Genomic DNA, 12655 nt, shown 5'->3' on the forward strand with positions numbered 1-12655 from the left:
GTGCCGCCGTGGGCTGGGAGCGGGGCGTGGGCTTCGTCTGGCGGTCGGTGAGGTCGGCCCGCTCGTCGTACAGGGCGCCTCGATGTGGCAGGCCTCTTGCGGGCGCGTTGAGTTCCGGGGAGGCGCTGAGCGGCTCCTTCGTCGGCGTCTTCGCCTCGGCGAGGGGCGGGGCACGCCACGTCCGACGTGCCCTCAGAGGTAGGGAAAACCCCCCGTCCAAGACGCCGACGGACTCCATGGTCGGTGGGGTCGTGGGCCAGCAAGGTGGAGGTACGGGACGCGTAGAGAGTCAGGACGAGTAGAACGGACGACGGCGATGGCCACGGAGTACGGACAGGGGTACGGAAACGGGTTCGGGTTTCCCGAGGGCGCCGGTCGGCGGCGGGAGCGGGTGCCGGCCGGGTTGCGGGCGCCCTTCTCGGCGCGCAGCTGGCGGGAGTTCGGGTATGTGCTGCTGAGCCTGCCGATCAGCATCGTGCTGTTCACGTACGCCGTCACGATGGTGTCGCTCGGCGCGGGCCTGCTGGTGACGTTCCTCGGGATTCCGGTGCTGGCCGCCGCGCTGGCCGGGTGCCGGGGGTTCGGGGCGCTGGAGCGGACGCGGGCGCGGGGACTGCTCGGGCTGGACGTCGCCGAGCCGGAGCCGCTGCGGATGCGCAAGCAGGGTGTGATGGGCTGGATGGGCGCCGTACTGAAGAGCGGGGCGTCGTGGCGGGCCCTGCTGTACGCGGTGCTGCAGTTCCCCTGGGCGGTGTTCTCGTTCGTCGTCGCCGTGAACGTCTGGGCGTTCGGGTGGGCGCTGCTGACGTATCCGCTGTGGTTCTGGGTGTTCCCGGCGTACCTCGGTCAGGACGGGATCTCGCTGGTCAGTGACGAGACCCATCAGATCTACCTCAACAATCCGTTCGAGATCACCGTGACCGCGCTGGTGGGGCTGTTGTTCACGCTGGCCACGCCGTGGATCGTGCGGGCGCTGACCATGGTGGACCGGCTGCTGGTGCACGGGCTGCTCGGGCCGACGCGGCTGGCCACGCGGGTGGTGGAGCTGGAGTCTGACCGGGGTGTCGTCGTCGATACGGCGGCTGCCGATCTGCGGCGTATCGAGCGTGACCTGCACGATGGCGCGCAGGCGCGGCTGGTGGCGTTGGCCATGGATCTGGGGCTGGCGAAGGAGAAGCTCGCGGAGGACCCGGAGGCGGCGGCTCGGATGGTGGACGAGGCGCATGGTGAGGTGAAGACGGCGCTTCAGGAGCTGCGGGATCTGGCGCGGGGGATTCATCCTGCGGTGCTGACGGATCGGGGCCTTGATGCCGCCTTGTCCGCTGTTGCCTCGCGGTGTGCTGTGCCGGTGGAGGTGCAGGTGGATCTGGCGGAGCGGCCGGTGGCTGCGATCGAGGGGATCGCGTACTTCACCGTTTCCGAGCTGCTGCAGAACATCAGCAAGCATTCGCGGGCCACGTGGGCGGCTGTTGATGTGTGGCGGGTGGAGAACCGGCTGATGTTGCAGGTCGCGGACAACGGGGTGGGGGGTGCCGGGGTCTCCGGGGGGTCGGGGCTGGCGGGGCTGACCGAGCGGCTGGATGCGGTGGACGGGATTCTGGTCGTCGACTCGCCGGTGGGGGGACCTACTCGGGTGACTGCGGAGTTGCCCTGGCGGGGGTGAGGGGCCGGGCGCTGCTGCTGTTGTTGTCAGTGGTGGTCGTCGTCGTGGGCGGTGGGGGGTGCCCACCACGACGACCAGCACTTCCCCCACCGATTCCCCCGCCCCGCCGCACCGGCGTCCCGATACTGGAATGCTGGTGTGCGGTCGGAGTTTCTGGCGCGGGGGGCCGAAATCGTGGAGGACAGAGTGCGCGTGGTCATCGCCGAGGATTCGGTTCTGCTCAGGGAGGGGCTGACCCGGCTGCTGACCGACCGCGGGCACGATGTCGTCGCGGGCGTCGGGGACGGCGAGGCGCTGATCAAGACGATCACCGAGCTCGACGGCCAGGGCGCACTGCCTGACGTCGTCGTCGCCGACGTCCGGATGCCGCCGACGCACACCGACGAGGGCGTCCGGGCCGCCGTACAGCTGCGCAAGTCGCATCCGGGACTCGGCGTGCTCGTGCTGTCGCAGTACGTGGAGGAACGGTACGCCACCGAGCTGCTGGCAGGTTCCAGTCATGGCGTCGGGTATCTGCTCAAGGACCGGGTAGCCGAGGTGCGTGAGTTCGTGGACGCGGTCGTGCGGGTGGCCCAGGGGGGTACGGCCCTCGACCCGGAGGTCGTCGCGCAGCTGCTCGGGCGCAGCCGCAGGCAGGACGTGCTCGCGGGACTCACCCCGCGGGAACGGGAGGTCCTGGGTCTGATGGCCGAGGGGCGGACGAACTCGGCGATCGCCCGGCAGCTGGTGGTGAGCGACGGTGCCGTCGAAAAGCACGTCAGCAACATCTTCCTCAAGCTCGGACTGTCCCAGAGTGACGGGGACCATCGGCGTGTTCTCGCGGTTCTCACCTACCTGAACTCCTAGTGGGCCGACACTGTGTCAGAAACAGTGGTCGAGGCCGCCTCCGGAATCCCGAAACCATGCCTGAAGCCACGTCGGGAACCATGCCGGGAACAGGGTCACGCACCAGGCCACACACCCGGCCCCGACCCAGAACCAACGGATGAGTGGAGAGCGTCTTCAACAACAGCTCCGGGGGGCGAGAAAACATGACAAGTCAGGGTGCAGAACCGTCTCAAAACCAGGTCCACCATGTGAATGACCCGGGGACGGTGACCTTTGCGGACGTAGGGTTGATCCTGGGAGGGCCTGCGGGCAGGCCGCTCCCCGACAGCCGCCTCGAGGGAGGTCCAGTTCAGTGACCAGCCAGGTCAGTAGCCCAGCGGAGCAGGCCGACGAAGCAGCACCAGCAGGAGTGGGAGAGCAGCGCAACCCGGCGGGGGGCAAGGACGTCCGCCGGCTGGATCGGGTGATCATTCGGTTCGCGGGCGACTCGGGCGACGGTATGCAGCTCACCGGTGACCGCTTCACCTCGGAGACGGCGTCCTTCGGGAACGACCTGTCGACGCTGCCGAACTTCCCGGCCGAGATCCGGGCCCCCGCAGGCACCCTGCCGGGTGTGTCGTCCTTCCAGCTGCACTTCGCCGACCACGACATCCTCACTCCGGGCGACGCACCGAACGTGCTGGTCGCGATGAACCCGGCGGCGCTGAAGGCCAACGTCGGCGATCTGCCGCGCGGCGCGGAGATCATCGTCAACACGGACGAGTTCACCAAACGGGCGATGCAGAAAGTGGGGTACGCGGCCTCGCCGCTGGAGGATGGGTCCCTCGACGGTTACCACCTCCACCCGGTCCCCCTGACCACCCTGACCGTCGAGGCTCTCAAGGAATTCGACCTCACCCGCAAGGAGGCCGAGCGCAGCAAGAACATGTTCGCGCTCGGCCTTCTGTCGTGGATGTACCACCGGCCCACCGAGGGCACCGAGAGGTTCCTGAAGTCGAAGTTCGCCAAGAAGCCCGCCATCGCGGCCGCCAACATCGCCGCCTTCCGCGCGGGCTGGAACTTCGGCGAGACGACCGAGGACTTCGCCGTCTCCTACGAGGTGGCCCCGGCCGCCAAGGCCTTCCCGGTCGGCACCTACCGCAACATCTCCGGGAACCTGGCCCTGTCGTACGGGCTCGTCGCCGCCAGCCGGCAGGCCGATCTGCCGCTGTATCTGGGCTCGTACCCGATCACGCCGGCCTCGGACATCCTGCACGAGCTGAGCAAGCACAAGAACTTCGGAGTGCGGACCTTCCAGGCCGAGGACGAGATCGCCGGGATCGGCGCGGCACTCGGGGCGGCCTTCGGAGGTTCCCTGGCCGTGACGACGACCAGTGGCCCGGGTGTCGCGCTGAAGTCCGAGACCATCGGGCTCGCCGTCTCGCTCGAACTGCCGCTGCTGGTCATCGACATCCAGCGGGGCGGGCCGTCGACCGGGCTGCCCACCAAGACCGAGCAGGCGGATCTGCTGCAGGCCATGTTCGGCCGCAACGGCGAAGCCCCCGTCCCCATCGTCGCCCCGCGCACGCCCGCCGACTGCTTCGACGCCGCGCTGGAAGCGGCCCGCATCGCGCTGACCTACCGCACGCCCGTGATGCTGCTCTCCGACGGCTATCTGGCCAACGGCTCGGAGCCCTGGCGCATCCCCGAGCTCGACGAACTCCCGGACCTCACCGTGCAGTTCACCCAGGGCCCCAACCACACCCTGGACGACGGGACCGAGGTCTTCTGGCCGTACAAGCGCGACCCGGAGACCCTCGCCCGGCCCTGGGCGATCCCGGGCACGCCGGGGCTCGAACACCGCATCGGCGGCATCGAGAAGGAAGACGGCACCGGCAACATCTCCTACGCCCCCGCCAACCACGACTTCATGGTCCGCACCCGGCAGGCCAAGATCGACGGCATCGACGTTCCGGACCTCGAGGTCGACGATCCGCACGAGGCCGACACCCTGGTGCTGGGCTGGGGTTCGACGTACGGGCCGATCACGGCGGCGGTACGGCGGCTGCGCACGGCCGGTGAGTCCATCGCGCAGGCGCATCTGCGCCATCTCAACCCCTTCCCGCGGAATCTCGGCGCGGTCCTGAAGCGTTACGACAAGGTGGTGATCCCCGAGATGAACCTCGGTCAGCTCGCCACACTCGTGCGGGCGAAGTACCTGGTCGACGCCCACTCGTACAACCAGGTCAACGGAATGCCGTTCAAGGCCGAACAGCTCGCCACGGCTCTCAAGGAGGCCATCGATGGCTGAGACGTCCAGGGAAGGCACGGGCACGATCGAGGCGCTCTCGCTCGTCCCCAAGGCCGAGGCCAGGCAGTCCATGAAGGACTTCAAGTCCGACCAGGAAGTGCGCTGGTGCCCCGGCTGCGGTGACTACGCGATCCTGGCCGCGGTCCAGGGGTTCATGCCCGAACTGGGCCTGGCCAAGGAGAACATCGTCTTCGTCTCCGGCATCGGCTGCTCGTCCCGCTTCCCGTACTACATGAACACGTACGGCATGCACTCCATCCACGGGCGTGCGCCCGCCATCGCGACCGGGCTGGCCAGCTCCCGGACGGACCTGAGCGTGTGGGTGGTCACGGGCGACGGCGACGCGCTCTCGATCGGCGGCAACCACCTCATCCACGCGCTGCGGCGCAACGTCAACCTCAAGATCCTGCTGTTCAACAACCGGATCTACGGCCTCACCAAGGGCCAGTACTCCCCGACCTCCGAGGTCGGCAAGATCACCAAGTCGACGCCGATGGGCTCGCTGGACGCGCCCTTCAACCCGGTGTCGCTGGCGATCGGCGCGGAGGCGTCCTTCGTGGCGCGGACGGTGGACTCCGACCGCAAGCATCTGACGGAGGTGCTGCGGCAGGCCGCCGCCCACCGGGGCACGGCGCTGATCGAGATCTACCAGAACTGCAACATCTTCAACGACGGCGCCTTCGAGGCCCTCAAGGACCGGCAGCAGGCAGAGGAGGCGGTGATCCGCCTGGAGCACGGGCAGCCGATCCGCTTCGGGGCGGACGGTTCACGCGGCGTCGTACGCGATCCGGCCACCGGCGACCTCAAGGTGGTCACGGTGACGCCGGACAACGAGTCCGACGTGCTGGTCCACGACGCCCACGCCACGTCCCCGACCACGGCGTTCGCGCTGTCCCGGCTGGCCGATCCGGACACCCTGCACCACACGCCGATCGGTGTCCTGCGGGCCGTGGACCGGCCGGTGTACGACACACAGATGGCCGACCAGCTGGACTCGGCGATCGAGCAGAACGGCAAGGGCGATCTGGCCGCGCTGCTGGCCGGCGGGGACACCTGGACCGTCGTCGGCTGACGTTTCGGCCGACGCTTCGGCCGACTCCTCGGCTGATCCTTCGAGGGCCCGGGTGGCCGCCGTACGGCGCACCCGGGCCCTCGGCGTCACTCGCCAGGGGTCCGGTACCGTCCTGCGGCTCAGCCCCGCCCTTTCGCCGCGTCGTACTCAGCCCGCGCCTTCTGTACTTCACCCATCCGCTCGGCCGTCCACATCGCCAGCCCCCGCACCTGCTCCGCCGCCTCGCGCCCCAGGTCGGTCAGGGAGTAGTCGACCCTCGGGGGGATCACCGGTTTGGCGTCGCGGTGGACCAGGCCGTCGCGTTCCAGGGTCTGCAGGGTCTGCGTCAGCATCTTCTCGCTGACGCGGCCGATCGCCCGGCGCAGTTCGCTGAAGCGGTACGGGCGCTCCAGGAGCTCCATCAGGACCAGGACGCCCCAGCGGCTGGTGACGTGTTCCAGGACCAGGCGGTGCGGGCACATCGCCTCGGCGGTGTCGGACGTACTGCTCGCCATCTCGATACTTACGGCCATGCCAGTACCTTACTTCAAAGTGGGTACTTTCGCAGAGTTAGCGCACGACCTAGGGTTAGTGTCATCCGCACCCCACAAGGAGCACTGATCATGAGCATCGTCGTCACCGGAGCCACCGGAAACCTGGGCCGCCACGTCGTGGAGCAGCTGCTGGAGAAGGTTCCGGCGGAGCAGATCACCGCCGTCGTGCGCAGCGAGGCGAAGGGTGCCGACCTCGCGGCCCGGGGCGTGAAGCTCGCTGTCGCCGACTACAGCGCCCCCGAGTCCTTCGACGGGCTGTTCGCGGCCGGCGACAAGGTGCTGCTGATCTCCGGCAGCGAGATCGGCAACGACCGCGTCGGCCAGCACACGGCCGTGATCGACGCCGCCAAGGCCGCCGGCGTCGCCCTGCTTGCCTACACCAGCGCCCCCGGCAGCCTGAGCGCCGCGCTGGCCGACGACCACCGGGGCACGGAGGCCGTGCTCCTCGAGTCCGGCCTGCCCTACACGCTGCTGCGCAACGGCTGGTACCACGAGAACTACACCGAGCAGCTCGCCCCCGTCCTGGAGCACGGCGCGGTCGTCGCCGCCGCCGGCGAGGGCCGGGTCTCCTCCGCCTCGCGCGCCGACTACGCGGCCGCCGCCGTCGCCGTACTGACCGGCGAGGGCCACGAGAACAAGACGTACGAGCTGGGTGGCGACGAGGCGTGGAGCTTCGCCGAGTACGCCGCCGAGCTGAGCAAGCAGCTCGGCCGGGAGATCGCCTACAGCCCGGTCTCCGTCGAGGTCTTCACCGGCATCCTGACCGGCGCCGGGCTGCCCGAGCCGCTCGCCGCCACCATCGCGGGCGTGGACGCCTCCATCGAGAAGGGCGAGCTGGTCGTCTCCACCGGTGACCTCTCCCGCCTGGCGGGCCGCCCGACCACGCCGATCGCGGAGTCCATCGCGGTGGCGCTGAAGGCCTGAGCCCCCTTCCGGGGCCGCCGCAGGCCACCGCGGGCCTCGGCTGCCCCACCGCTCGAGGGCCGGACTCCCCCGACAGGGCCCTCGGGTGCACCACCCCCGGCTGTCATGACCGTATAGCGATACGTGCATGACAGCCGGGGGCGCTCGGCGTTACCGTCGCCTGCGGGCCGCACGCGCGGCCGGGTGAGGGCAAGAAGGAGGGGCCGTGAGCGGGACGCCGAAGGGTGAGCGGCACATAGGACTGCTGAACGGCTTCGCGGCATACGGGATGTGGGGGCTCGTCCCCCTCTTCTGGCCCCTGCTGAAGCCCGCCGGGGCGGTCGAGATCCTCGCCCACCGGATGACCTGGTCCCTGCTCTTCGTCGGCGTCGCGCTGGTCGTCGTCCGGCGCTGGGCCTGGGCGGGGGAACTGCTGCGGCAGCCGCGCCGGCTGGCGCTGGTCACGGTGGCGGCTGCCGTCATCACCGTCAACTGGGGCGTCTACATCTGGGCCGTGAACAACGGCCAGGTGGTCGAGGCGTCGCTCGGGTACTTCATCAATCCGCTGGTCACCATCGCCATGGGCGTCCTGCTCCTGAAGGAGCGGCTGCGGCCGGTGCAGTGGGTGGCGGTCGGGGTCGGCGCCGCGGCCGTCGTCGTGCTCACCGTCGGGTACGGGCGGCCGCCGTGGATCTCCCTCTGCCTCGCCTTCTCCTTCGCCACCTACGGGCTGGTGAAGAAGAAGGTCAACCTCGGCGGGGTCGAGTCGCTGGCCGCGGAGACGGCCATCCAGTTCCTGCCCGCGGTGGCCTATCTGCTGTGGCTCTCGGGGCGGGGCGACTCGACCTTCACGGCCGAGGGACCGGGACATGCCGCGCTGCTCGCCGCGACGGGCATCGTCACCGCGCTGCCCCTCGTCTGCTTCGGCGCGGCAGCGATCCGAGTGCCGCTGTCGACACTGGGGTTGCTGCAGTACCTGGCGCCGGTCTTCCAGTTCCTGCTCGGCGTCCTGTACTTCCACGAGGCGATGCCGGCTGAGCGCTGGGCCGGGTTCGCGCTGGTGTGGGTGGCACTGTCGCTGCTCACCTGGGAGGCACTGCGTCAGGCACGGAAGGCCAGGCGCGAGCTGGAGACACCTCGGGTGGACACGCCGGTCTCGGCTCCCGTGGAGGCCTGAGCCAGGTCCGCCGGATCCCTCCCTCCTCCCTCCTCCCTCCTCCCTCCCTCCGGTATACGAACTTGTTGTCCTGATAGCGCTCTTGACGGAGAGTCAGTCTCAGCTTCACCATCCTGGCACCCCATTCACTGTGGAATCCCTGTGGTTCCCAAGCGAATTCGGAGCCCCCCACCATGAAGCTCTCCGTCTCCGGACGTGCCGCCGCGACCGGCGTCGTCGCGTCCGTGACCCTGCTGGTCTGCGGTTCGATAGCCGGCGCGGCGCCCGCACCCCTGGCCGCCGCTCCCGACATCCCCGTGGCCAACGTCAAGGCCCATCTGACCCAGCTCCAGTCCATCGCCACCGCCAACGGCGGCAACCGCGCGCACGGCCGCGCCGGCTACCAGGCCTCGGTCAACTTCGTGAAGGCCAAGCTGGACGCCGCCGGATTCACCACCACCGTCCAGCAGTTCACGGCCTCCGGCCGCACCGGCTACAACCTGATCGCCGACTGGCCCGGCGGCGATCCCGACCAGATCGTCATGGCCGGATCGCACCTCGACAGCGTTACCTCCGGCCCCGGCATCAACGACAACGGCACCGGTTCGGCGGCCATCCTGGAGACCGCGCTCGCCGTGTCCCGGGCCGGGTACCAGCCCACCAAGCATCTGCGGTTCGCCTGGTGGGGCGCGGAGGAGCTGGGGCTCGTCGGCTCCCGCCACTACGTCAACAACCTGTCGGCGACGGACCGTTCAAAGATCGACGGCTACCTCAACTTCGACATGATCGGCTCGCCGAACCCGGGCTACTTCGTCTACGACGACGATCCCGTGATCGAGAAGCTCTTCAAGGACTACTACGCCGGCCTCGGCGTCGCGACCGAGATCGAGACCGAGGGCGACGGCCGCTCCGACCACGCGCCGTTCAAGAGCGCGGGCGTCCCCGTGGGCGGGCTCTTCACGGGCGCGAGCCGCACCAAGACGGCGGCGCAGGTGGCCAAGTGGGGCGGTACGTCGGGGCAGGCCTTCGACCGCTGTTACCACTCGTCCTGCGACACCACGTCCAACGTCAACGACACGGCCCTCGACCGGAACAGCGACGCGGTCGCGTACGCGGTGTGGGAGCTGTCGGAGTAGATCGCCAGAGTAGATCGCCGAAGTAGATCGGTTGTCGTGGTTCAACTCGTGGGTGGTCCGGCCGACTTGGCGGCACGGGCGGCGAGACGGTCCATGCGGACGCGGGCCGACTCCAGCTGTTCGACGTCCTCGGCGGCCGGGCCGTCCCCGTCGGCGAGCTCGGCCCACAGGCCGATCAGGTCGCGGCCCAGACGCAGGCCCTGCTCCGGGTCACGCACGGCACGCCAGGCGGTGGCGGCGCTCTGGACGCTGCTGTACGCGGCCTCCGCGTCCCGGGTGCGGTGGTGGGCCTGGGCGACGCCGAGAGAGAGCCCGAAGGCGCGGACCGGGTCACCGGCCAAGTAGGCGATGTACGCGGTGAGTTCACGCAGCCGAAGCACATCGGCATGCTCCGCCCCGAACGCCACTGACGCCTCCACCACGGTCCCCTCCGCGAGCTCCGCCGCCGCCTCTGTCCGGCCTTCCTTGACTGCCTCGCTGATCCGCGCCATCGGCTCCGTGAGGGGCGAGGCGTCGGCGGTGACCGGGGGCGCGTCCCCGAGCACGGCTTCGGCGACGGCGTCGAAGCCGCGGGGTGGGGTGGGTTTGGGGTCGGGGTCGGGGTGGGAGGTGGAGGCCAGGTCGAGGGAGGGGTTGGGGGGTGGTGGCTGGGTCGACGCCGGGGGCGGTGGCTGGCTTGGGCTCAGGGTCGGGATCGGGAGCGGGGTCGGGGTCGGGTTCGCGTAGTCAGGGATCGGTGTCGGGTTCGCGTAGTCAGGGACCGGTGCGGTGGGTTCGGGGGACTGGTCCGGCTGTCGTACGTCGGTCAGGTCCGGCCGGGCGTCCATCGGTGGCGGTGGGCCGAACTCCCCCAGGGGCGGCGAGACCGTGCCAGGTACGGCGTCCTGCACGGGTTCGGGTACCGCGCGGAGCGGGAAGGTCGGTGCGGGGTCCCGGGCGGGTGGGTTCGCCGGCCGTAGGAGCTGCGTGGGCTTGTCGCGCCGGGGTGGCTGGGGTTCGGCGGGGGGCTGTGCGGTGCTCTGCGGCGGTTGGGGCTCCGTGGGAGGGCGTACGGCGTTCTGTGGCGGATGGGGTTCCGCCGGAGGCCGCGCGGCACCCTGGGACAGCCGGGAATCCACCGAGGGCCGTTCGGCGTTCTGCGGCGGCCTGGGCTCCGCGGGAGGCCATACGGCGTTCTGCGGCGCCCCCGGAGAAGCCTCCGCCCCCGCCCCCGGTGCCCCGGGACCGGCCACCGCCGCCGCCCCCATCCGCACCGGCTCCGCCGTGAAGTGGCTGGAGCCGTCCGTCTCCACCCTCAGCGGGACGACATAGCCGATCCGCTCGTCGTGGACGATGGCCTGCACGGGGTGACCGGTGGCGAGGACGATGCGGTGCAGGTGGCTCAGTACCGCGTGCTGGATCTCCTCGCCCGGCGCCGCGGCGACCGGTACGCCACCGATCGACGCACCGCCCGCGCCCGGTCCCGCGACAGGGACACGGACGTCGATCGGCGCCGTCGCGGGGGCCGCCGGGCCCGCGGCGCGCAGCTGCGCCCGCTGTTCGCGCTTCTTCGCGCGGCTGAGTCGAGACATCGCTTCCCTCACTCGCAGGCGTCGGGGAGTTCGCCGACAGCGCGTTCGGGTTCCATGGTGCTCCCTCCCGGCGTCGGTTTTCCGCATCCCGGCGTCAAGATCCAGTCGTACACGTACTCTCGAGTCTCTCCGCCGGCTCACGGTGTGCACGTCACCGGTGCGTCACAGGCTCGTTCCAGGAACTTGTGCCACGTCACAGGGTTGGACAGCGCGCCGCGAAGATCGGTGGCGTGACGAGGGAGGAGTGCGGGCATGCGGACTGACATGCACGTACAGCAGGGGCCGGAGATCTGGATCCGCGGGCCGGTGACCGTACCGGAGGAGCGGCCGAGGCCGCCCGCGCCCGCCGCCGTCTCGGCCCGGCGTTTCTCCTGGGTCGGCACTCACGGCGGGGCCGGCGTCTCCACGCTCGCCGCGGTCTACGGCGGCCAGGACTGCGGACGTGCCTGGCCGGACCCCGACGACCCGCCGTCGGTCCTGCTCGTCGCCCGTACGCACGCCGCCGGACTGGCCGCCGCCCGGCACGCCGTGGAGGTCTTCCGGCGCGGCGAAGCCCCGTCGGAGCTCGATCTCGACGCGGTCGTGCTGGTCGCGGACGCGCCGGGGAGGCTGCCGCGGCCGTTGGCGCAGCAGGTCAAGGTGATCGAGTCGGCCTTGGATGTGTACCGCGTGCCGTGGGTGCCCGCATGGCGCCTGGGTGACCTGGGCGGGGAGCCGCCCCGGGAGACGGCGGTACTGGCGCGGCTGACGGGCCGCGTCACTCCATGACGTCCGGGGACCTGTCGGCTACGGACCTGGCGGCTCTGTCCGCCGAGGAGATCGCCGCCGCGGTGCGGTCGCGTGCGCTGACCGCCGTCGGAGTGGTCACGGCCGCCCTCGAACGCATCCGGCGCATCGACCCGGTCCTGTGCGCCTTCACCGACGTGTGGGACGAGGACGCGCTACGGCAGGCCGGCGAGGTGGATGCGCGGGTTGCGGCAGGTGAGTGGTTGCCGTTGGCCGGAGTTCCGGTGGGGGTGAAGGGGCGGCTGCGCGGCCTGCGGGCGGCGGCCCCGTTGATCGCCGCCGGCTGCGTGGCGGTGGGCGCGACGTCCGTGCCCGGCCCCGGAACTCCCTGGCAGACCTGGGGACTTGGCCGACATGGCCGTACGGTCAATCCCTGGCGTCACGATCGCACACCGGGCGGTTCCTCGGCCGGGTCAGCGGCGGCGGTGGCGGCAGGCCTGGTCCCACTGGCGACGGGCAGCGACGGGGCCGGGTCGGTGCGGATCCCGGCGGCGTGGTGCGGGGTGATCGGCCTGAAGACCACCAACGGGCACCTACCGTCGGCCGACCGCACGGGGCTGGCGGCGCCGGGGGTGCTGGTGCGACGGGCAGGGGATGCGGCGGCGTACTGGCGGGCGATGACAGGACACGTCCCGGACTCCGGCGAGCCGCGGCGGGGCTCCGGTCGCCCACGACAGGACCCCGACGGCGCGGGATGCCACTCCGACGAACCACGAC

12 protein-coding genes are annotated in these 12655 nt (G+C 70.6%); 9 read left to right on the forward strand and 3 right to left on the reverse strand.

Translation table 11 applies throughout. From position 1 onward, the window contains the following. The coding region (locus tag AQJ91_RS55395) for a hypothetical protein (RefSeq protein WP_234382035.1) at nucleotides 1-238 on the reverse strand (238 nt) is incomplete at its 3' end. Between the two features lie 78 nt (nucleotides 239-316). Here AQJ91_RS55395 and AQJ91_RS11265 point away from each other — a divergent pair. From AQJ91_RS11265 to AQJ91_RS11280, 4 genes are all read left to right on the forward strand, one after another. Beyond that, nucleotides 317-1663 (forward strand): sensor histidine kinase, encoded by a 1347-nt coding sequence (locus AQJ91_RS11265; protein WP_067019107.1) that lies wholly within the window; start codon nucleotides 317-319, stop codon nucleotides 1661-1663. A gap of 186 nt (nucleotides 1664-1849) precedes the next feature. Next, nucleotides 1850-2509, forward strand: coding sequence for a response regulator transcription factor (locus AQJ91_RS11270; RefSeq protein WP_324617991.1), 660 nt, complete (start codon nucleotides 1850-1852; stop codon nucleotides 2507-2509). 334 nt (nucleotides 2510-2843) lie between these two features. Then, the gene (locus tag AQJ91_RS11275; protein WP_067019110.1) at nucleotides 2844-4781 is read left to right on the forward strand and encodes a 2-oxoacid:acceptor oxidoreductase subunit alpha; all 1938 of its coding nucleotides are present in this window, start codon (nucleotides 2844-2846) and stop codon (nucleotides 4779-4781) included. Continuing rightward, on the forward strand, nucleotides 4774-5853 hold the full coding sequence (locus AQJ91_RS11280) for a 2-oxoacid:ferredoxin oxidoreductase subunit beta (RefSeq protein WP_067019113.1): 1080 nt from the start codon (nucleotides 4774-4776) through the stop codon (nucleotides 5851-5853). The genes AQJ91_RS11275 and AQJ91_RS11280 overlap by 8 nt, the downstream gene beginning before the upstream one ends. A 119-nt stretch (nucleotides 5854-5972) precedes the next feature. On the opposite strand, the gene AQJ91_RS11285 is transcribed toward AQJ91_RS11280, so the two are convergent. Beyond that, nucleotides 5973-6365, reverse strand: a complete 393-nt coding sequence (locus tag AQJ91_RS11285) for a winged helix-turn-helix transcriptional regulator (RefSeq protein WP_067019116.1) — start codon at nucleotides 6363-6365, stop codon at nucleotides 5973-5975. Between the two features lie 90 nt (nucleotides 6366-6455). Between AQJ91_RS11285 and AQJ91_RS11290 the strand changes: the two genes are divergently transcribed. From AQJ91_RS11290 to AQJ91_RS11300, 3 genes are all read left to right on the forward strand, one after another. Further along, nucleotides 6456-7310: an SDR family oxidoreductase gene (locus tag AQJ91_RS11290; protein WP_067019119.1), complete on the forward strand. Its 855-nt coding sequence runs from the start codon at nucleotides 6456-6458 to the stop codon at nucleotides 7308-7310. Nucleotides 7311-7515: 205 nt separating this feature from the next. Continuing rightward, nucleotides 7516-8466, forward strand: coding sequence for an EamA family transporter RarD (gene rarD / locus AQJ91_RS11295; RefSeq protein WP_067019122.1), 951 nt, complete (start codon nucleotides 7516-7518; stop codon nucleotides 8464-8466). Nucleotides 8467-8639: 173 nt separating this feature from the next. After that, on the forward strand, nucleotides 8640-9581 hold the full coding sequence (locus AQJ91_RS11300) for a M28 family metallopeptidase (RefSeq protein WP_067019126.1): 942 nt from the start codon (nucleotides 8640-8642) through the stop codon (nucleotides 9579-9581). A 41-nt stretch (nucleotides 9582-9622) separates the two neighbouring features. Here AQJ91_RS11300 and AQJ91_RS11305 read toward each other — a convergent pair whose 3' ends face one another. Then, nucleotides 9623-11152 (reverse strand): chromosomal replication initiator protein DnaA, encoded by a 1530-nt coding sequence (locus AQJ91_RS11305; RefSeq protein WP_067019129.1) that lies wholly within the window; start codon nucleotides 11150-11152, stop codon nucleotides 9623-9625. 252 nt (nucleotides 11153-11404) lie between these two features. On the opposite strand from AQJ91_RS11305, the gene AQJ91_RS11310 reads away from it, so the two are divergent. After that, nucleotides 11405-11920: a DUF6668 family protein gene (locus AQJ91_RS11310; RefSeq protein WP_067019132.1), complete on the forward strand. Its 516-nt coding sequence runs from the start codon at nucleotides 11405-11407 to the stop codon at nucleotides 11918-11920. Next, nucleotides 11917-12655, forward strand: a 739-nt coding sequence (locus AQJ91_RS11315; protein WP_267891178.1) for an amidase family protein, incomplete at its 3' end; no start/stop codon positions are given. The genes AQJ91_RS11310 and AQJ91_RS11315, both read left to right, overlap by 4 nt.

The sequence above is a fragment of the Streptomyces dysideae genome, assembly GCF_001514305.1.
Classification (GTDB): domain Bacteria; phylum Actinomycetota; class Actinomycetes; order Streptomycetales; family Streptomycetaceae; genus Streptomyces; species Streptomyces dysideae.